Below are 19,870 nucleotides of genomic sequence, written 5' to 3' on the forward strand. Positions count from 1 at the left end.
CGACATGCGCCGCCCGAGGCCGTCATGTCGGGTTCTTCTCCGGGATCACTGTTCGATCCAGGCGTCCCGCAGACCGTCGTTAATGCCGATGCCGGTCGTCACCAGGTTCTGGACGTTGCAGCGATAGATCGTCGGGAAACCCAGTTCCAGCAGCCAGGCGACCGGAACATCCTCGACGATCCGGTTCTGGATTTCGGAGTAGATTTCCTGACGCTCCTCCGGCGAGGGGCTGACCGCGGCCTGCATCCACAACTCGTCCACCTCGGCGTTGCGGTAGCCGGCGACGTTGTTCCAGGGCGATCCCTTGGCGATGTTGCTTTCCACATAGGTCCGCGACACGCCCAGCGCCGGGTCGCCGTACTGGTAGAGATAGGTGAAGGCCAGGTCGAAATCCCAGTCCGATACGCGCTGGTTCCAGCCGGCGACATCCGTCGGTACCAGGTCGACGTTGAAGCCGACTTCCTGCAGGTTCTGGCGCACCGCCTCGGCCCAGCGTTGCCAGGTCTCGCCGTATGGCAGCGGCAACAGACGCAGCGTCTCGCCGTCATAGTCCGACTCGGCCAGGTACTCGCGCGCCTTTTCCGGATCATAGTCGATCGAAGGCGTATCGGGATCGTGGAAGCGGGTCGACGACGACACCGGCCCCGTCGCGAGTTGCCCGCGCCCGGCCCAAAGCGCATCGCGCGCGAATTCGCGGTCAATCGCGTGCATCACGGCCCGGCGGGCGTTGACATCGGCCATCGGGCCTTCGTGGTTGTTCAGCCACATCCAGCTGTGCGGACCAAAATATTCCCAGCCAGCATCGGTGATGCAGGTGTTGGGCAGGGCCGCAACCCGCTCGATATCGAAGTTCTCGATGGAACCGCCGTGCAGTACATCGACCGTCCCCGTCTCGTAGGCCACCGCGCGCGAGGCGCCGTCGGGGATGACGTGATAATAGACCTCATCCAGATAGGGTTTGCCGTCGAGGTAGTAATCCTCGTTCTTCACCAGGTGGATGAAACTGCCCTGCCGCCATTCGTTGAACTTGAAGGGGCCGGTGCCGATGGGGGTGGAGTTCATCGGGTTGTTGGCGAAATCCGTGCCTTCATAGATGTGCTTCGGGATCATCGGCATCGTGCCGGCCTCGAAGACGCCGAGGAACGGACCGAAGGGCTGCTTCAGCGTAAAGACGACAGTGTGGTCATCCACCGCCTCGACGCTTTCCAGATGCACCAGCGAAGCGCGCAGGCGCGGATGCGTTTCGCGCAGAAAGACATCAACGGTGAAGACCACGTCCTCGGCGGTGAAATCCTCACCGTCATGCCACTTGACGTCTTCGTGCAGGTGGAAGGTGTAGGTCAACCCGTCCTCGGACACCTCCCATTCGCGGGCCAGCGAGGGCATCGGGTCCAGGTTGGTGTCATAGCGCAGCAGGGATTCGTAGATATCCCCGGCAACCATCTGTGTCGGGCCGTTCTGCAGCAGGCCCATCATCAGTCCCGGCGGTTCGGGCTGGATCACGAGGTTCAGCGTGCCACCCGATTGCTGGGCATGGGCTGGCGCGATCATCGTCATGGCCGCGATGAGCGCGAGCGAGCGAGTCGGAATTCTCATGGTTGGTCGTCTCCTGTTGGTAGGCCGCGTTGGCGGCAAGGTTGGCCCGGCTTCTTCCTCCGGGTCCGCGTTCGGTGTTTTGGTCAGGCGGCCTGGGATGCTGCCTCCGGTTTGCCGCAACATCGTGCCCTCAGGTCGGACGTGGGGCAAGTAGGGATCGTGAAGTGTACCGCAATGCCGTCAAAAAGGCGACGTCTGCGCCCGATCACAGTCCTCGATCCCTGAACACTGGCGCAAGTCGCACCGGCTGGATCAGCTAAGAACTCCATGGTTGATCGACCCCCGTCGTCCGGTTCGATGAAGCTTGTCCGACAACCCCGCCCCCAGAAAACTTGTCTTCCAGAGGGACAGGAAGCCTCATCTCAACGTATGACGCATCATATTTTTTCGTCAAGACGTGTTTTCAGTGGGCGCTTCACCTGAAAATTGCAGGCTACAGCTGCAGTCCCGGTGGGCCCGGCGCCCAACCGAACGCGTCTCAAGGCCCCAATCTCGACGCGTCCCGGTTGCCCGGTTTTCGTCATCAGCCGCGCTTGATTTCGATCTCCAGGAACTCGACCAAGGCGTCCGACCGGTTCTGCACGTCGTGCTCCGTTCCGACATCGCGCGCATAGGGCGCGCCGGCAGTCAGGGTGTTGACAGTCGTCGATCCATCGGGGTGCACGATGGTCAACTCGCCCCCGATCGTGGGCACCACAACGTAATCGTGTGCGTGGCGGTGCCACCCGGTGGCGGTGTCGGGCGGAAAGGTCCAGCGTGTCGTGATGCAGAAGTCGTTCTCAAGTTCGACATGCGCGGTCGCTGGCTGCATTGGGTTCGTCCTGCGTTCCAATCGGGCCGGGCCGAGGATGCATGTCCCGCCACGACCGTCAAGCGCACCTCCCAGGGATCGATCCCCCATAGACCGGCAAACGGCGCTTGACGATGAAATATGATGCGTCATACTTCGATACGGCTCGCAAACGGAACGCACGCCGTGCGCCGGCCCCGCACGCCGACTCCACCCGCGAGGCCTGGGTCCGCAGCCGACGCGACCACAAAGTTTAAGGAGAGTCTCATGCCCGCAGCGACTGCCCGTCAAGGTGGCGCGATCCTGATCGACCAGTTGCTGCTGCACGGGACCGAACGGGTCTTCATGGTACCCGGCGAAAGCTTCCTGCCCTGCATCGACGCGCTTTACGCCCACCGCGACCGGATCGCGACCGTCGGCTTCCGGCAGGAGGGGGGCGCCGCCTATGCCGCCGACGCCCACGGCAAGCTGACCGGGACGCCCGGCGTCTGCTTCGTCACCCGCGGCCCCGGCGCAACCAATGCCGGCATCGGCTTGCACACCGCCTATCAGGACGGCACGCCAATGATCCTCTTCATCGGTCAGATCGGATCGGACACGACCGAACGCGACAGTTTTCAGGAAATCGACTACCGCCGCATGTACGGCACCATGGCGAAATGGGTCGCCAGCATCGACCGCACCGAGCGCATCCCCGAGTTCATCGCGCGCGCCTACCGAGTGGCGCAGTCAGGGCGCCCCGGCCCCGTGGTCCTGGCGCTGCCCGAGGACACGCTTTGGGGCGAGGCCACGGTGGCCGACGTGCCCCCCGCCCCGCGCCCCCACCCGCACCCCGCCCCGGACGAGATGGCGCGCCTTGCCGATCTGCTGGAGGCGGCCGAGCGACCGATGATGATCGTCGGTGGCGCCAACTGGACCGAGGACGCACTCGCACAGGTTCGCGGCTTTGCCGAACGCTTCGACCTACCTGTCGGCGTCTCGTGGCGACGGCTGGAATGTTTCGACAACCGCCATCCCAACTTCGCCGGCCATGTCGGCTTCGGGATGGACCCGGCACTGGCCCGCCGGTTGCAGACCGCTGATTTGCTGCTCGCCGTCTGCACCCGTCTGGACGAACCGACGACCGAGGGCTACCGGCATGTCGAAAGCCCCATCCCGCGTCAGCGGCTGGTGCACATCCACCCGGACGCGAACGAACTCGGCCGCGTTTTCCGCCCGGATCTCGCCATTGCCGCCGACCCGGTCGGCTTTGCCGCGGCGGCGGCGGACCTCGCGCCCAAGCGCCCGCCCCGCTGGGCCGGCGCCGCGAAGGCCGCCAATGACGACTACCTCGCCTCGCTGCGCCCGACGCAGATGCCGGGGCCGCTGAATCTGGCGCAGATCACCGCCGGTCTGCGCGACCGTCTGCCAAAGGATGCCTGCGTCACCCTCGGCGCCGGCAACTTCGCCCTCTTCCCGCATCGCTTCCTGCAGTTCTCGGGCCTTGGCACGCAAGCCTCGCCGATCTGCGGCGCGATGGGCTACGGTCTGCCGGGCGCCATCGCCGCGAAGCTCGCCTTCCCTGACCGGATGGTGCTTTGCTATGCCGGCGACGGCTGTTTCCAGATGACCATGCAGGAACTCGGCACCGCGGCACAGAATCGGCTGGGCATCGTCATCCTGGTCTTCAACAACGGAATGTGGGGCACCATCCGCCAGCATCAGGAGCGCGAGTATCCCGCGCGGGTTCACGCGCTGTCGTTGATCAATCCCGATTTCGCCGCGCTGGTACGCGTCTACGGCGGCCATGGAGAGACCGTGACCCGGACCGAGGATTTCGCCGCCGCCTTCGACCGCGCCGTCGACTTCGCGCAGACCCGGTCGATGCCCGCGCTGATCGAATTGCAGTACGATCCCGACGGCATCACCCCCGACACCACCCTGTCGGCGGTGCGCGCCGCAGCCCAGGGCGCGGCCGCCGGCACCGAAGATTGAGATGATGAAGGAACCGACCATGCGAGCGTTTTTCGACCCCGAGCAAAGCCGGCACGACCCCCAGCAGTTCATGCAACTCGGCAGGATCAGCGATCCAAAGGATCTGCCCAGCCGGACCGAGGCGCTGCTGACCGCGCTCTCCCGGCGCGGAATCACGCCAGAGGCGCCACCGGACTATGGGCTCGACCCCATTCTGGCGATCCATACGCGTCCCTTCGTCGAATATCTGTCCAGCGCCTATGAACGCTGGTCGCAGCTTCCGGACGCGGGGCCCGAGGTGTTGCCCAATGCCTCACCCTACTGGAACGGCCGGCCGGAATGGACCGCGCGCCCACCCTGCCGGTCAGGCTCGATCGTGGCGCAGACCAACTATTTCCTTGGCGATCTCGCAGTCCCCATCGGCCCGGCGACCTGGACATCGGCGCTGCGCTCCGCCCACACGGCGGTCGCCGGGGCGGATGCGGTGATCGACGGCGCCGGTCCCGCCTTCGCGCTTTGCCGACCCTCGGGGCACCACGCGCGGGCCGACCGGGCGTCGGGATTCTGCTATCTCAACAACGCCGCCATCGGTGCCGAGCGTCTGCGCGGGCGATACAAGCGCGTCGCGGTGCTGGATGTGGACGCCCATCACGGCGACGGCACGCAAGAGGTATTCTACCGCCGAAGCGACGTGATAACCGCCTCCGTGCATGTCGATCCGGTCCACTACTACCCCTTCTTCACCGGCTACGCGGACGAGGAAGGCGTGGGCGACGGAACGGGCTTCAACCTGAACCTTCCCGTCGCGCCCGGATCGGACAACGCCACGTTCCTCGCCACCATCGACACTGCGCTCGCCCGCATCCGCGACTTCGGCGCCGAGGCGCTGGTCGTCTCGCTTGGCTATGACGCGCATGCAGAGGACCCCATCGGCCTCCTGAAGGTCACGACCGAGGGCTTCCGGGCCGTCGGCGCCCGCGTGCGCGACTTCAGCCTGCCGACACTAGTCGTGCAGGAGGGGGGGTATCAGGTCTCGGTCATCGGCGACTGCCTCGGCGAATTTCTCGACGGTCTGCGCGGCGGAGAGGGCAGCGGATGACCCAGCGCCCGCATCGCAAGCTCTACCGACTTGCCTTGGCGCGCCTCGGCAACGGATCGCAGTATGGCTAGCGACTTCGAAGCCATCGACCACGTGAACCTTGGCGAGGTGGTCTATCAGCGGATCGCCGGCGCCCTGGTGAAAGGCGCGCTGCAGCCCGGCCAGCGGCTTCGGATCCGCGATCTGGCCGAGCAGATGGGCACCAGTTCCACACCCGTCCGCGACGCGCTGATCCGGCTGGTGCACGAAGGCGCGCTGAAGATGCGGAGCCTGCGCGACATCCGCGTGCCCATCCTCGACTCGACCCGCTATCTGGAAATCCGCGACATCCGGCTCGAACTCGAAGGGCTGGCCGCCGAACGCGCCGCCAAGGCCGCCTCGCCCGAAGATGTCGCGCGCCTCGAATCCCTGCTGGCCGAGAACGAGCGTGTCCTCGCCGAAGGTGACATCGCCAGCGCGGTCGCTATGAATCAGGTCTTCCATTTCCAGCTGGCCGAGATTGCGGCAATGCCGACCCTGCGCGGCATCCTGCAAAACCTCTGGCTGCAGATGGGGCCGGTCATCGCCGCCGCCTATACGGGCGGAGGTCGGACGATGATCGAGCACCACTACGTCGCCCTCGAAGCCATCCGCCGGAAAGACGGCAAGGCCGCGAAACAGGCGATCCGCGACGACCTCTTCGGCGGCGGCGCGGTGATCATCGACAGCAAGGTTCTGTCGAACGCGCCGTCCGGCGACCGGCCCTGATCCGCCTGAACCCGGGCGCCCAACGTTCTTGAGGTCTACAATGCCCCTTTCCCCTGCGGTCCGCGTGGATATCGACCGGTTCTGGTCCACCCTCGACCGCTCCGCCGGCATCGGAACGGGGCGCGAGAATGGCCTGTCCCGCCTCGCACTTTCGGACGCGGACCGGCAGATGCGTGATCTTTTCGTGACCTGGTGCCGCGAGGCGGGGCTTGAAGTGACCGTCGACCGGGTCGGAAACATCTTCGCGCGCCGGGCGGGGCTGGACGATGGGCTGCCGCCGGTCCTCGTCGGCAGCCATCTGGACACGCAACAGAACGGCGGCCGGTTCGACGGGATCGCCGGCGTCCTGGGCGCGCTGGAAATGATACGCTGCCTGAACGCGGCCGGCCATGCCACGCGACGCCCGATCGAGATCGTGAACTGGGCCAACGAGGAAGGCGCGCGCTTTTCGCCGCCGATGACCGCCGCGGGATGCTTTGCCGGGGAATACACCGTCCACTGGGTCCACGCCCGCACCGACGACGACGGCGCGACCTTCGGCGATGAACTGGCGCGCATCGGCTATCTGGGCAACGCGGAACCCGGTGGCCGGCCCCTCGACGCCTATTTCGAACTCCACATCGAACAGGGCCCGATCCTCGATGCCGACAAGGTGCAGGTCGGCATCGTCACCCATGCCTACAGCTCCCACGGCTTTCTGGTCGAGTTCCACGGCGAGACCGCCCATACCGGCCCCTGGCCGATGGAGCTGCGCAAGAACGCGCTGATCGCCGCCGCCCGCCTGCTGGTCGCGGTCGACGACATCGGCTGGGATTTCGCCGACACCGGCGGCAAGGGCACCGGCGCACGGCTGGTCGCCTGGCCCAACAAGGCCGGCACGCTGTCGGACTGGGCGCAGGCGGTCTGCGACGTGCGCCACGACGATCCGCAGACTTCGGACCTGATGGCCGAACGCGTCATCCGCGCCGCCGCCAACGCCGCCGCGCAGGCCGGCTGCACCGCCCAGGTCGTGGATCGCTGGGACTGGGGCGGCGCGATCTTCGATGCCGGCATGGTCGACGGCATCCGCCAGCAGGCCGCGCGCCTTGGCTACAGCCATCGCGACCTGCCCAGCCAGGCCGGGCACGACGCCTACTTCCTTGCCCGCATCTGCCCCACGGCGATGATCTTCACCCCCTGTCACGGCGGCATCACCCACAACAACCACGAAAACGCCACCCCCGCCGACCTCGAACCCGGCCTCAATGTGCTGCTGCACAGCGTCGTCGCCCACGCCGACCGCTCGCCCGAACCCGCCTGACCGAGGGAGCCCGCGCATGTCCTCCCCCTCCCCCCCCAGTCTCGGGTCGCTTCTGGAAACCGCCGCACCCGCGGTATCCCTGCCCGAGGCCGAGGCGATCGCCCGCGATGTCTTCGGCCTCTCGGCCGCGGTCTCCCCGCTCAGCGGCGAACGCGACAGCAACTTCCACCTGCGCGTCGACGGCGCGGCGCAATTCGTGCTGAAGTTCAGCCACCCGTCCGAGGACCCGCAGGTCACTGCCTTCCAGACCGCGGCGTTGCTGCATGTCGCGGCGCGCGACCCCGCGTTGCCCGTGCCGCGCGTCCACCTCACCCGCGACGGCGCCCCCGACTGGCTCTTCGCGCGACCGGGCGAGGCCCCGCGCATTGTCCGGGTGCTCAGCTATCTCGACGGCGAGCCGCTGCACCGGGCGCCGGCAAGCGCCGCACAACGGCGCAACCTGGGCGCGGTGCTGGCCCGGCTCGCGCGCGCCCTGCAGGGCTTCGCACATCCCGCCGCGCATCATGAACTCCTGTGGGACATCCAGCACGCGGACCGGGTTCGCGGCTTGCTGGACCATATCCCCGACCCGCAGCAACGCGGCCTCGCCCGCCGCTTCCTCGACAATTTCGAAGCGCACGCCCTGCCGGTCCTTGACCAGCTGCGCGCGCAGGTGATCCATAACGACCTCAACCCGCACAACGTGCTGGTCAGCGCCGAGGACCCCGGCCGCATCGCCGGAATCATCGATTTTGGCGACATGGTGCACGCCCCGCTGGTCAACGACTTGGCGGTCGCCGCCGCCTATCATCCGGCACAGGCGGACCACCCGCTGGCCGCAATGGCGGACCTGGTCGCGGGCTACCATGACGTGCTGCCGCTGCAGGAAGAAGAATGCGCACTCCTCTTCGACCTGATCGCCGCGCGAATGGTGGTCAGCGTCGCCATCTCGGGCTGGCGGGCGGCGCGCCATCCCGACAATCGCGACTACATCCTGCGCAACAACCGGCTGGCCTGGATCGGGCTGGAAAGCCTCGACCAGATCCCGCGCGCGCAGGCGCAGGACTATTTCCGCCATCTCTGCCGGAAGGACTGACACGATGACCATGATCAACGCCTACGACCCCGATGCCGCATCCGCCCTGCCCGCGCGCGACCGCGACCTGATCGCCCGGCGCCAGCGCCTGCTGGGCCCCGCCTACCGGCTGTTCTACGCCAACCCCGTCCATCTGGTGCGGGGCGAGGGCGTCTGGCTCCACGGTCCCGACGGCGAACGCTATCTGGATGTCTACAATAACGTGGCCAGCGTCGGCCATTGCCACCCGCATGTCGTCGCGGCGCTGGCGGCGCAGGCGGCGGTTCTGAACACCCATACCCGCTACCTTCACGAGGGCGTGCTGGACTACGCCGAACGGCTGCTCGGCCATTTCCCCGACGCCTTGGGCAACGTCATCTTCACCTGTACCGGCAGCGAGGCGAACGATCTGGCCCTGCGCGTGGCGCGGGCGCATAGCGGTGGCACCGGGGTCATCGTCACGCGCTTTGCCTATCACGGCGTGACTGCCTCGCTGGCGGAACTCTCGCCCTCGCTGGGTCCGGCGATGACCTTGGGGCCGCACGTCCGCACCGTCGCCGCGCCCGATGGCTACCGGGGCGACGGGGGCGATGTCGGCGCGGCGTTCGAGGCCGAGGTGCGCGCCGCGATCGACGACCTGCGCGCCAACGGGATCGCGCCCGCGGCGCTTCTGGTCGACACGATCTTTTCCAGCGACGGCGTCTTTGCCGAGCCGGCGGGCTTTCTGGCCGGCGCGGTCGCCGCGATCCGGGAGGCCGGCGGGCTGTTCATCGCCGACGAGGTGCAGCCGGGCTTCGGCCGGACCGGCGCCGGGATGTGGGGCTTTTCGCGCCACGGCATCACCCCCGACATCGTCACGCTGGGCAAGCCGATGGGCAACGGCCACCCGCTGGCGGGCATGGTCGCCCGGCCCGAGGTGCTGGAACGCTTCGGGCGCGAGATGCGCTACTTCAACACCTTTGGCGGCAACCCGGTCTCGGCCGCCGTCGGCATGGCGGTGCTCGACGTGATCGCGCGCGAGGGGATCGTCGCCAACGCCCGCGATGTCGGCGCCTACCTGACCGCCGGACTGCGGAAGCTGGCGGAACGGTATCCGGTGATCGGCGACATTCGTGGCGCCGGGCTCTTCGTCGGGGTGGAACTGGTCCGCGACCCGGGCACCCGCCAGCCCGCGCCCGAGATGGCCGCGGCCGTCGTGAATGGGCTGCGGGACCGGCGCGTCCTGATCAGCGCCGCGGGGCCCGAGGCGAACGTGCTGAAGATCCGCCCGCCGCTGGTCTTCTCGACGGAGAACGCGGACCTCTTCCTCGCCACCCTGGACGAGGTTCTGGACACGCTTTCATAGCGCCCTGGCAAACCGGGTGCTCAAATTTGAGCACCTTCGCAAGGAATTGATTTCGTTATTCAAAATCGAAAAATTAACCGTAGTGAAACTTTCGAGACCCAGAAGTTTCATTGCGGTTAATTTCGCGAAATAATTTTGATATAACAATGCCTTACCGACAGGTCCGCCAGCGGACCGCCCTGCCGCGGGAATCAGACGTGCTGGCCACCGTTGATGTGGATTTCCGCGCCGTTGATGTAGGACGACGCCGGTGTGCAGAGGAAGTAGATCGTCGCCGCAACCTCGGCCGCGTCGCCCAGCCGGCCCATCGGCACCTCGGCCGCGATCAGCTCGTCCGTGCCCGGCGACAGGATCGAGGTCTCGATCTCTCCGGGCGCGATGGCGTTGGTGCGCACGCCGCGGCGGCCGAATTCGTGGGCCATCTCGCGCGTCAGCGACCCCAGCGCGGCTTTCGACGCCGCGTAGGCCGTGCCGGCAAAGGGATGCACGCGCGTCCCGGCAATCGACGTGACGTTGACGATGGAGCCGCCGGCGCGCTCCAGTTCCGGCAGCAATTCGCGGGCCAGAAGCGCGGTCGAGATCAGGTTGACGTTCATCACCTGCGCCCAGACCGCGGCATAGGTGCCCATCAGGCCCAGCCGCGCCCCCTCGGGCCCCTTGGGCGAGATGCCGGCGTTGTTGACCAGCGCGTGCAGTTTGCCCTGCGGCAGGCGCGCGCGCACCTCGCGGCCCAGATCGCCGATCGCCTCGATCTCGGCCAGGTCGGCCTGGATATGGCTTTCGCGCGCCTCGGGCCAGCCGCAATCGGCCGAGAAGGGTTGGCGCGAGACCGTCAGGATCCGCCAGCCGTGCTTCTGGAAATGCTTGACGGTCGCGTGGCCGATCCCCCGGCTTGCCCCCGTCAGCAGCATGATCGGCCGGTCGTCGGTCACGTCGGAACCTCGCTGGATGCGTGCGGCTTCATATGATGCGCCCCGCGCCGCGCGGCAAGGCCCCGAACGGGGCGGCGCGTCAGATCAGGCGCTTGCGGATCCGCGTGACCACGATTTCGGCCAGGATGACGACGGTGAAGATGGCGATCAGGATCGTCGCCACCCGCGTCCACTGGAAGAAGTTCATCGCGCTGTCCAGGATCAGCCCGATGCCCCCCGCGCCCACCAGCCCCAGCACCGCCGATTCGCGCACGTTGATGTCCCAGCGAAACAGCGCGATCGACCAGAAGGCGGGCTGGACCTGCGGCCAGTAGCCCTTGATCAGCACCTTCGGCCAGGACGCCCCGGCTGCCGTCAGCGCCTCGATCGGGCCGGCATTGGCTTCCTCGATCGCCTCGGCCAGCAGCTTGCCGACGAAACCGATGGACCGGAAAGCGATGGCGATGGTCCCGGCCAGCGCGCCGGGGCCGAAGACGGCGACGAAGAGCAGCGCCCAGACCAGCGAATTGACCGAGCGCGAGGCGACGAGGATGAGCTTGGCGAATTCGTTGACCAGCCGGAACGGCACGATGTTGCGCGCGGCCATCAGCCCGACGGGCACCGCCATGACGATGGCCAGGATCGTGCCGAGGGTGGCGATATGCAGCGTCTCGATCAGCGCGCCGTGCACCGTGCTTGGATAATAGGCCAGGTCGGGCGGCCACATCCGGGTGAACAGATCCGCCATCTGATTGTGCGCGTCATAGAGGAATTCGGGGATGATCCGCACGTTGCGCACCGACCAGACCACGACCATGACCATGCCCAGATAGACAGCGAAGCGCGCCAGTCGCTGGCTCGGCGTGAAGCGTTCCCAGCGCGGCGTTTCCCGGGTGTCGGCGGACAGGGTCACTGGAAGGTCTTCCTCAACCATGTGGCGATCAGCTCGCCCGCCATGATCATGGCGATGATGCAGATCAGAATCGCCGCGACGAAGTCATAGTCGAAGCGCTGGAACGCGGCGAAGAGCGTGCCGCCGATGCCGCCGCCGCCGACGATGCCGACCATGGTCGAATTGCGCAGGTTGCTGTCCAGCTGATAAGTCGAGAAGCCGATGAAGCGGGCCAGGACCTGCGGCAGCACCCCCATGATGACGACGCCCATGAAACTTGCCCCGGTGGCGCGCACCGCCTCGACCTGCTTGAGCGAGATTTCCTCGATCGCCTCGGCGAAAAGCTTGGCGACAAAGCCGATGGAGCCGAGGATCAGCGCGAAGATGCCGGCCAGCGGGCCGAAGCCGATGGCCTTGACGAAGATGATCGCCACGATGATCGGGTGGAACGACCGCGCCAGCGCGATCAGCGCGCGCGCCGGCACGGTCACGAAGACCGGCATCAGGTTGCGCGCCGCCATCAGGCCGATGGGCAGCGACAGGAGGATCCCCACCGCCGAGGCGATCACCGCGATCTGCAGGCTTTCCAGCAGCCCCTCGGCCAGAAGCTGCCAGCGCGCGAACTCGGGCGGGAACATCCGGCCCAGAAAGACCGCGCCCCGGTCGAGGCCGATGACGAAGCGGTCCCAGGTGAAGTTCAGCTGTCCGGCGGCGTAGACGACATAGACGGCGAATCCCGCCCAGATCGCCCGCATCCGCCAGTCGGGGCGGAAAGCGCGGGCGCGCAGGCCGGCGGCGTCTTGTGGGGCGGTGTCGGCGCTCATCCGATCCACTCGCCCGCGTCGCCGCGGCCGTAGATCTGTTGGAGATGCGAGTCGGCCAGATCCTCGGGCGGACCGTCGTAGACCACGCGCCCCTCGGACATGCCGACGATCCGCGTGGCAAAGCGCTTGGCCAGTGCCACGTCGTGGATGTTGATGATGACGGGGATGTCACGCTCGGCGGCGATGTCGCGCATCAGGGTCATGATCTCGACCGAGGTGCGCGGGTCGAGAGACGAGGTCGGCTCATCCGCCAGCAGCAGCTTCGGCGACTGCATGACCGCGCGCGCGATCCCCACCCGCTGCCGCTGCCCGCCGGACAGCGCATCGGCGCGGCGCGTGGCGAATTCGCCCAGGCCGACGCGGTCCAGCAACTCGAACGCGCGCGCGATGTCGGCGTCGGGGTAGCGGCGGGTCCAGACCCGCCAGAGGGGGACGTAGCCCAAGCGCCCGCAGAGCAGGTTCTCGATCACGCTGAGGCGCTCGACGAGGTTGTATTCCTGAAAGACCATGCCGATCTCGCGACGCGCCGCCCGCAGGCGCGCGCCGCGCAGTTTCGTCAGGTCGCGACCGCCCAGCAGCACCTCGCCCGAGGTCGGCTCCACCAGGCGGTTGATGCAGCGGATCAGGGTCGACTTGCCGGTGCCCGAAGGTCCGATGATCGCCACTACGCCGCGCGCCGGAAAGTCGAGCGAGATGTCGGTCAGGACCGGCTTGCCGCGTTCGTATTCCTTGTTCAGGCCGCGCAGGGACAGCACGGCGTCCTGCCCGTTCGCAGCCGGTCGGACCGGGGGGTTGCCCCCCCGGTCCGGTTTTCGCGCGTCGTCGCTTTTGGCTTTTGCGTCGCGCAGGCTGTCGCTCACTGCGCTTCCCAAGTCGTGCGATTGAACGGCTTGCCCGAGGCTTCGGCGACCCGGCGCACAACCGCCCAGTGTTCCTCGTAGGTCACCGGGTAGAACCGGTCGGCGCCGTCGAACTCGCGCTGCATTTCCTCGGTGAAGCGGTAGTCCATGAAGCAGCCCAGCACGCGGTCGCGCAATTCCGGCGCGAGGCGGCTGTCATAGGCGAAGGACGAGGTCGGGAAGCGCTCGGACCGGTAGACGATGCGGAAATCGTCCTCGTCGACCTGGCCGCGGCGCGCCATCCGCTCGAACACGTCGGACGCGACGGCGGCCCCGTCATAGTCGCCCGAATCGACGCCCATCACCGAATTGTCGTGCCCGCCCGAGAAGATCACCTCGTAATCCTCGCCCGGGGTCAGACCTTCTTCCGGGAACAGCGCCATCGGCGCGAGGTTCCCCGAGTTGGACGAGGCCGAGGTATGGGCGAAGCGCTTGCCGGCCAGATCGGTCAGGCTTTCGATGTCACTGTCGGCGCGCACGACGACGATCAGGTTGTAGCCCTGCCAGTCCTCGGCATCGCCCTTGACCGCGAAGGGTACGGCGCCGGCCAGGTTCACCGCAAAGCCCGTGGGCCCGGTCGAGAAGCCGCCGATATGCAGACGGCCCGACCGCATCGCCTCGATCTGCGCGGCGTTCGACTGGACGTTGAAATAGACGACGTCGCGCTCGGTGCATTCCTTCAGGTAGTCGACGAGTTCCGAGAAGATATTGGCGTAGACCGCCGGATCCTCGACCGGGGTGTAGGCGAAGACCAGGGTCGAGGGGTCGCGCCACTGCGACGAATCCTCGGGCGTATCGGCCACGAGATCGCCGTCGGCATCGCAGAACATGTCGTCCAGATCGCCGCGGTTGGGGCAATCCTGCGCCGTTGCGGCCGTCGCGCCGAACATCAGCAAGGCAGCAAGGCAGGCGCCTGTCGCCAAAAGGTTGCGTTGAATTTCCATGGCTGCTTTCTCCTCCCAGAAAAGCGTTTTCAGCTTGATCGTGTGAACGCTATCACAGTGTCACAAAACTGCAATATTCGGTTCTGGAAGAAATCATCCGCAATAAGCGGGCGCGCAAGAGCAGTCCCGACCCGAATGCCTCTGATGTTCGTCTGCGGTCGGGATCTCGCGTGCCGCAGCGACCGGTGGTGCGCGCCGAACGGGGCGGCGGTCAGGACGCGTCAGAAGGACCGGAAAGCTGCTCGGCGAAATGGTCGATCAGGCGGTGTTTCAGGATCTTTCCGGTCGCCGCCGCGGGAAGGGCGGTGGCCAGCACGATGCGCGAGGGGCGCTTGTAGGGACTGAGCCGCGCGGCCGCATGGGCGGCCAGTTCGGCAACGGTCACGCCACCGGGTTCGGCGATCTGGACAAAGGCCAGTACCTCCTCGTTACCCGCCAGACTGCGCCCGACGACTGCCGACTGCACGACGGCGGGATGGTCGTTGAGCGCGGCCTCGACCTCGGGCGGGTAGACGTTGAAGCCCGAACGGATGATCAGTTCCCGGGAGCGGCCGACGACATGCAAGTTGCCATCGGCGTCGAACCGGCCCAGATCGCCGGTACGCAGCCATCCGGCGGCGTCGAGCACCTTCGCGGTTTCCTCTGGCGCGCGAAAGTATCCCTTCATCACATGCGGGCCGCGCGTCAGGATCTCGCCAACCCCGCCGTCTGCCTGCGCGCCGACCGAGGGGTCGAGGCGGACCTCGACCCCGGGAAAGGGTTTGCCGACGCTGACATCAAGCGCGCCGGGCGGGTTGCGGGTGACGGTGATCCCGGCCGTCGATTCCGTCATCCCGTAGCCGTTCTGCAGGGGCAGGCCGTAGAACGCCTCGGCCCGTCGCTTCCAGTCGGGGTCCAGCGGCGCCGCACCGGAGGAGACATAGCGCAAACGCCCCCCCTCCAGCCGGGTCAGACCGAGGCTGCGCGCATGGCCCATCAGAAGCGCGTGCATCTGCGGAACGGCGGGCAGGATGGTGACGTCCCGGCACAGCGCGTCGTAAAGCGCGGCGGCGGTAAAGCGCGCGGCCAGGCGGATGGTCGCGCCGCCCCAGCTGGCCGCGACCAGCATCGAATTCAGCCCGAAGACATGCGTGATCGGCAGCACGCCGTAGATGACATCCGCCGGTTGCAGGCTGCGCAAGGCAGCCGAGGCTTCCCCGCCGTAAAGCAGGTTGCCATGGGTCAGCATCACCCCCTTCGGCGTGCCCATCGTGCCGGTCGTATAGAGCAGCGCGGCGACATGGTCGCGGCCCGGGCTGACGGGTTCGGGTGTGGCCGGCAGATCGCCCTCGACATGCACCGCGAAGCCGGCCATCGAAACCGCCGCGGCGCCGGCGCCCTCGGCATGCGTCCGCGCGTCGGCCGAGACGGCCGAGGTGTAGATCACCACGCGTGGTTCGGCATGCGCGCGGATGCGAGCAAGTTCGGGGGCTGTCATCCGGGCATTGACCGGCGTGGCGATGGCGTCGAGCCGGCTGGCGGCGAATATGGCCACCGCCAGCGCGGCGCAGTTCTCGGCAACGATCAACAAGCGGTCGCCGGGGCGCAGGCCGTGGCGCCCGAGGAAATCCGCGGCCTCGCGCACCATTTGGTCCAAGCGCTCGTAGGAGATCGCGGTGTCGTCAAGGTCGATGAGCGCAGCATGATCCGGACGCTCGGAAACGTGGGGCGCCGCAAGTTCGTGGATGCGCGAAATCATTGCGCCGCCCTGTCGTAATTGGCCGTCGCGGGGCGCAGGCGCGCCAGGGCCCGCAGCGCCTCGGCCTCGAACCGGTCGACGATGGCGGCCAGGGGCGCCGGCGCATCCGTCAGGCCCAGGGCCTGCCCGGCCGAATACATCCCCTGCTGCCAGTTCCCGGTGCGATACCCCTCGCGCGCGATGCGTCCGGCGACATGGGGCAGCAATCCCTCGATCCCGATCGCGGGATCTTCGGCCTCCAGCCGGGTGACGGTCTCGGTCGTCTCGTTGCGCAGGGTGCGGATCGTGTTGCGGACCGTCTGCATGGTCAGCGCCGTGTCGCGTTCGCTGGCCGCCGCGATCGCGGCCTTGTAGTCGGCATGCGCGGCGATCTCGTGCGCAACCAGAAACCGCGTCCCGACCACCACCCCCGCGGCGCCCATCGCCAGCGCCGCGACCAGTTGCGCGCCGGTTCCGATGCCGCCGCCCAGCAGCCAGGGAATGCGCAGATCCCGGTCGGCCAGTGCGCCGTTGACCATCGTGCCGATCATGTCGAGGCCCGGATGCCCGCCGCACTCGGCGCCGACGATACTGACCATGTCGACGCCAATCGACTGCGCCTTGATCGCATAGCGCACCGCCGGCACCTTGTGCAGCACGAAGATGCCGGCGTCCTTCAGGATCGGCATGAACTCCTCGGGGTTGCGGCCCGAGGTTTCGACGAAGCGCACGCCCTCGTCCGCGATCAGGCGGAAGACATCGGCCGTCTTCTCGCCGGACACGAGCTTCGGCAGCATCGAGACATTGACGCCGAAGGGACGCCCGGCGGCCAGTTCGCGCGCCCGCCTGATTTCACGCCGCAGATCGGCGGCTTCGGGAAAGCTGGCCGCCGTGATGAAGGACATCACGCCGGCGCGGGCGCCGGCCGCGACGTAGTCCGCGTCAGAAAGCCACATCAGCCCACCGGCCACCAGCGGAAGGCGCGCCCCGAAGCTGCGGGTGACCTCGGTTTCCAGCGCCGGGTCGGCCGGGGTCATGCAGCACCGTTTTCGGAAAGCACGCGCTGCGGGACGCGCTTGAAGACGCCGTTCGCGGTGGCAAGGGTCGTACCGGCGGCATCGGTCAGGACACCCTCGACAAAGAGCAAGGAGGCGCCGCCGCCGATGACCTGCCCGATCGCCGTGACCGTGCCGGGACCGGCCGGCGCCAGAAATTGCACCGTGATGGAAATGGTCAGGAACGGCGCCTTGCCCGCAGGATCGATCGAAAGGCTGGCGGTGGCGCCCATCGCGCTGTCCAGCAGAAGCGAGACCAGCCCGCCATGCAGCACGCCGTGGCGGTTCAGATGCGCCTCGGTCACCTCCATCCGGCACCGCGCGCGTCGATCCGGCTGGCCGACATCCAGCACATAGCCCAGCGTGCGCTGGCAGCCGGTCTCGTCCACGATCAGGCCGGCGTCGCTCATCCCGCCTCGGCCCCGATGCGTAGCGCGATGAAGCGTTCCAGGTGATGGTCGGTATCGCCGAAGCGGTGATCGACCGCCATCAGCCGGCGCACCAGATGGCCCAGCCCGTATTCCGCCGTCATCCCGATCCCGCCGTGCAGCTGGACAGAGTCCTCGACAACCAGCCGCGCCGCGCGGCCGATTAGCTGCTTGGCCGCGCTTGCATGGCGATCGCGCAGCGCCGGCTCCTCGTCAACATGCCCGGCAAGGTTCAGCACGGCCGAGCGCGCCTGCTCGATCTCGATCGCCATGTCGGCCATGCGGTGCTGCAGGGCCTGGAAACTGCCGATGGGTCGGCCGAACTGCTTGCGGGTCCGCAGGTAGTCGAGGGTCATGTCGCGGATAGCGTCCATCATGCCCACGGCCTCGGCGCATTGCGCAAGGATCGCGCGTGCGACGTGGCGCTCCAGGATCGGCGCGGCGGTGTCGTCGGGTCCGATGCGTTCGGCCGGCGTGGCGTCGAGCGTGACCTCGGCACCGCGACCGCCACCGATCATCGGATAGGGGCGCATCGCCAACCCCTTGGCATTGGCTGCGACAGTGAAAAGCCCGATTCCGTCCCGATCCCCCACATCGCCGGCAACCCGCGCCGTCACCACGATCAGATTGGCCGCCGGGGCGTTGACCACGACAGACTTGTGCCCGGTCAGCGCCCACGCGCCGCCGGATTCGGTGGCCTGCGTCGACACCGTGGTCAGGTCATAGCGGTTGCCGGGTTCCGTCTGGGCGAGGCAGAGGTGCATATCGCCCGCGATGAGTTGCTCGACAGCGTCGGACTTACCGCAATCGGCAAGGATCCCGCCCGCCAGCAACGCCTCGGTCACCGGCTCGGCAACCGCGGCGCGGCCGAGTTCCTCGAAAACGGTCGCGATGTCGGGACCGGCGCCGCCAAAGCCACCTTGCTCCTCGGTGAAGAGCGCGCCCAGCACACCAAGCTCCGCCAGCGCCGCCCAGACCGCCGGATCGCTACCTGTGTCGTCGGCCTTTGCACGCGCTTCGGGTCCATACTGTCTTTCGATCGTGCGGCGCAGGCTGTCGGCCAGCATGCGCCGCTCATCGCTCATGGTGAAATCCATCGCGCGGCCCCCCTCAAAGGTTCAGCAAGGTCTTGGTGATGATCCCGCGCTGGATCTCGTTCGAGCCGCCATAGATCGAAAGCTTGCGGTTGTTCAGGTATTGCGGCGCGGCTGCGGCCGCATATTCCGGTCCGATCGGCTCGTGATTGGTCCCCTCTTCCAAGAGTTCCGAGGCGAAGGGCATCGCGTAGGGGCCGACGGCGCGGCGCGTCAGGAAGTTGATCTCCTGACGGATCTGTGTGCCCTTGATCTTCAGCATCGAGCTTTCGGGACCGGGTGCCTGTCCGGCCTCCGCCTGCGCCACCACGCGCAGATTGGTCGTCGCCATCGCCATGAGGTCGATCTCGACCTGAGCCATGCGCGCGGCGAAGAACGGATTCTCGCTCAGCGGCCGGCCGCCCGACATCTCGGTGGCGGCGATACGCTTGAGATTGGCCAGGCCGGCACTGGCAAACCCCACGCCTGCGATCCCTGTGCGTTCGTGCGTCAGCAGGTACTTGGCGTAGGTCCAGCCCTTGTTTTCCTCTCCCACCAGGTTCTCCACCGGCACCCGGACATCGCTGAAGAAGACCTCGTTCACTTCGGTCGAGCCGTCGATCAGCACGATCGGGCGCACCTCGATCCCCGGCGTGTTCATGTCGATCAGCAGGAAGGATATCCCTTGCTGCGGCTTCTCGGCCTGCGGATCGGTGCGTACCAGGCAGAAGATCCAGTCGGCATGCTGGCCCAGCGTCGTCCAGGTCTTCTGCCCATTGACGACGTATTCGTCGCCCTCGCGCACCGCCGTGGTGCGCACACTGGCCAGGTCCGACCCGGCGCCCGGTTCGGAATAGCCCTGGCACCACCAGTCGTCGTCATTGAGGATGCGCGGCAGATAATGTGCCTGCTGCTCGGAGCTTCCGAACTTCATCAGGACAGGGCCGAGCATGTTCAGGCCGAAGGGGACGACCCGCGGGGCATGGGCGGCGGTCACTTCCTCGTCGAGGATGTGTCGCTGGACCGCGCTCAGTTCCGCGCCACCGTGGGCCTTGGGCCAGTTCGGTGCCAGCCAGCCCTTCTCGCGCAGTCTTGCGTGCCACTCCAGATAGTCGTCCTTGCTCAGGTGTCGACCAAGGCGGACCTTGTCGGACAGCCGCTTCGGCAACCGGTCGCGCAGGAAGGCGCGGACCTCGTCGCGGAAAGCGCGCTCTTCGGGCGTGTAGCTCAGATCCATGATGTT

General features: G+C 67.3%; 18 protein-coding genes. 6 read left to right on the forward strand and 12 right to left on the reverse strand.

From position 1 onward, the window contains the following. Positions 1-45 precede the first annotated feature (45 nt). Both IM708_RS05885 and IM708_RS05890 read right to left on the reverse strand, forming a co-directional pair. On the reverse strand, positions 46-1,557 hold the full coding sequence (locus tag IM708_RS05885) for an ABC transporter substrate-binding protein (RefSeq protein WP_245243031.1): 1,512 nt from the start codon (positions 1,555-1,557) through the stop codon (positions 46-48). Between the two features lie 562 nt (positions 1,558-2,119). Continuing rightward, positions 2,120-2,407, reverse strand: coding sequence for a cupin (locus IM708_RS05890; RefSeq protein ID WP_209425405.1), 288 nt, complete (start codon positions 2,405-2,407; stop codon positions 2,120-2,122). A 246-nt stretch (positions 2,408-2,653) separates the two neighbouring features. Here IM708_RS05890 and IM708_RS05895 point away from each other — a divergent pair, with 246 nt between their 5' ends. From IM708_RS05895 to IM708_RS05920, 6 genes are all read left to right on the forward strand, one after another. Beyond that, the gene (locus IM708_RS05895) at positions 2,654-4,360 is read left to right on the forward strand and encodes a thiamine pyrophosphate-binding protein (protein ID WP_209425406.1); all 1,707 of its coding nucleotides are present in this window, start codon (positions 2,654-2,656) and stop codon (positions 4,358-4,360) included. Between the two features lie 19 nt (positions 4,361-4,379). Beyond that, the gene (locus IM708_RS05900; protein ID WP_209425407.1) at positions 4,380-5,438 is read left to right on the forward strand and encodes a histone deacetylase family protein; all 1,059 of its coding nucleotides are present in this window, start codon (positions 4,380-4,382) and stop codon (positions 5,436-5,438) included. Between the two features lie 63 nt (positions 5,439-5,501). Further along, positions 5,502-6,185: a GntR family transcriptional regulator gene (locus tag IM708_RS05905; RefSeq protein ID WP_209425408.1), complete on the forward strand. Its 684-nt coding sequence runs from the start codon at positions 5,502-5,504 to the stop codon at positions 6,183-6,185. Between the two features lie 40 nt (positions 6,186-6,225). After that, complete coding sequence (locus tag IM708_RS05910; protein ID WP_209425409.1) at positions 6,226-7,485, forward strand: Zn-dependent hydrolase; 1,260 nt, start codon at positions 6,226-6,228, stop codon at positions 7,483-7,485. A gap of 16 nt (positions 7,486-7,501) precedes the next feature. Then, positions 7,502-8,560, forward strand: a complete 1,059-nt coding sequence (locus tag IM708_RS05915) for a phosphotransferase (protein ID WP_209425410.1) — start codon at positions 7,502-7,504, stop codon at positions 8,558-8,560. A gap of 4 nt (positions 8,561-8,564) precedes the next feature. Then, entirely contained in the window at positions 8,565-9,884 is a 1,320-nt protein-coding gene (locus IM708_RS05920; protein ID WP_209425411.1) for an aminotransferase class III-fold pyridoxal phosphate-dependent enzyme, read from the forward strand. Positions 9,885-10,075: 191 nt separating this feature from the next. On the opposite strand, the gene IM708_RS05925 is transcribed toward IM708_RS05920, so the two are convergent. From IM708_RS05925 to IM708_RS05970, 10 genes are all read right to left on the reverse strand, one after another. Further along, complete coding sequence (locus tag IM708_RS05925) at positions 10,076-10,795, reverse strand: SDR family oxidoreductase (protein WP_209425468.1); 720 nt, start codon at positions 10,793-10,795, stop codon at positions 10,076-10,078. Between the two features lie 100 nt (positions 10,796-10,895). Further along, the gene (gene phnE, locus IM708_RS05930; RefSeq protein WP_348524945.1) at positions 10,896-11,708 is read right to left on the reverse strand and encodes a phosphonate ABC transporter, permease protein PhnE; all 813 of its coding nucleotides are present in this window, start codon (positions 11,706-11,708) and stop codon (positions 10,896-10,898) included. Beyond that, positions 11,705-12,511, reverse strand: a complete 807-nt coding sequence (gene phnE / locus IM708_RS05935) for a phosphonate ABC transporter, permease protein PhnE (protein ID WP_209425413.1) — start codon at positions 12,509-12,511, stop codon at positions 11,705-11,707. Before phnE (IM708_RS05935) ends, phnE (IM708_RS05930) begins: the two co-directional genes overlap by 4 nt. Next, the gene (phnC, locus tag IM708_RS05940; RefSeq protein ID WP_209425469.1) at positions 12,508-13,266 is read right to left on the reverse strand and encodes a phosphonate ABC transporter ATP-binding protein; all 759 of its coding nucleotides are present in this window, start codon (positions 13,264-13,266) and stop codon (positions 12,508-12,510) included. Before phnC ends, phnE (IM708_RS05935) begins: the two co-directional genes overlap by 4 nt. 101 nt (positions 13,267-13,367) lie before the next feature. Beyond that, the gene (gene phnD / locus IM708_RS05945; RefSeq protein ID WP_209425414.1) at positions 13,368-14,354 is read right to left on the reverse strand and encodes a phosphate/phosphite/phosphonate ABC transporter substrate-binding protein; all 987 of its coding nucleotides are present in this window, start codon (positions 14,352-14,354) and stop codon (positions 13,368-13,370) included. Between the two features lie 211 nt (positions 14,355-14,565). After that, positions 14,566-16,092 (reverse strand): class I adenylate-forming enzyme family protein, encoded by a 1,527-nt coding sequence (locus tag IM708_RS05950; RefSeq protein WP_209425415.1) that lies wholly within the window; start codon positions 16,090-16,092, stop codon positions 14,566-14,568. Further along, positions 16,089-17,108, reverse strand: coding sequence for a nitronate monooxygenase (locus IM708_RS05955; RefSeq protein ID WP_209425416.1), 1,020 nt, complete (start codon positions 17,106-17,108; stop codon positions 16,089-16,091). Before IM708_RS05955 ends, IM708_RS05950 begins: the two co-directional genes overlap by 4 nt. Further along, positions 17,105-17,536 (reverse strand): PaaI family thioesterase, encoded by a 432-nt coding sequence (locus tag IM708_RS05960; protein WP_209425417.1) that lies wholly within the window; start codon positions 17,534-17,536, stop codon positions 17,105-17,107. Before IM708_RS05960 ends, IM708_RS05955 begins: the two co-directional genes overlap by 4 nt. After that, on the reverse strand, positions 17,533-18,651 hold the full coding sequence (locus tag IM708_RS05965) for an acyl-CoA dehydrogenase (RefSeq protein ID WP_209425418.1): 1,119 nt from the start codon (positions 18,649-18,651) through the stop codon (positions 17,533-17,535). Before IM708_RS05965 ends, IM708_RS05960 begins: the two co-directional genes overlap by 4 nt. A gap of 13 nt (positions 18,652-18,664) precedes the next feature. Then, positions 18,665-19,864 carry an acyl-CoA dehydrogenase family protein gene (locus IM708_RS05970; protein ID WP_209425419.1) on the reverse strand — a complete coding sequence of 400 codons (1,200 nt, stop codon included), beginning with the start codon at positions 19,862-19,864 and terminating at the stop codon, positions 18,665-18,667. Positions 19,865-19,870: the final 6 nt, after the last annotated feature.

This window comes from Pararhodobacter sp. SW119 (assembly GCF_017811755.1).
GTDB lineage: Bacteria > Pseudomonadota > Alphaproteobacteria > Rhodobacterales > Rhodobacteraceae > Pararhodobacter.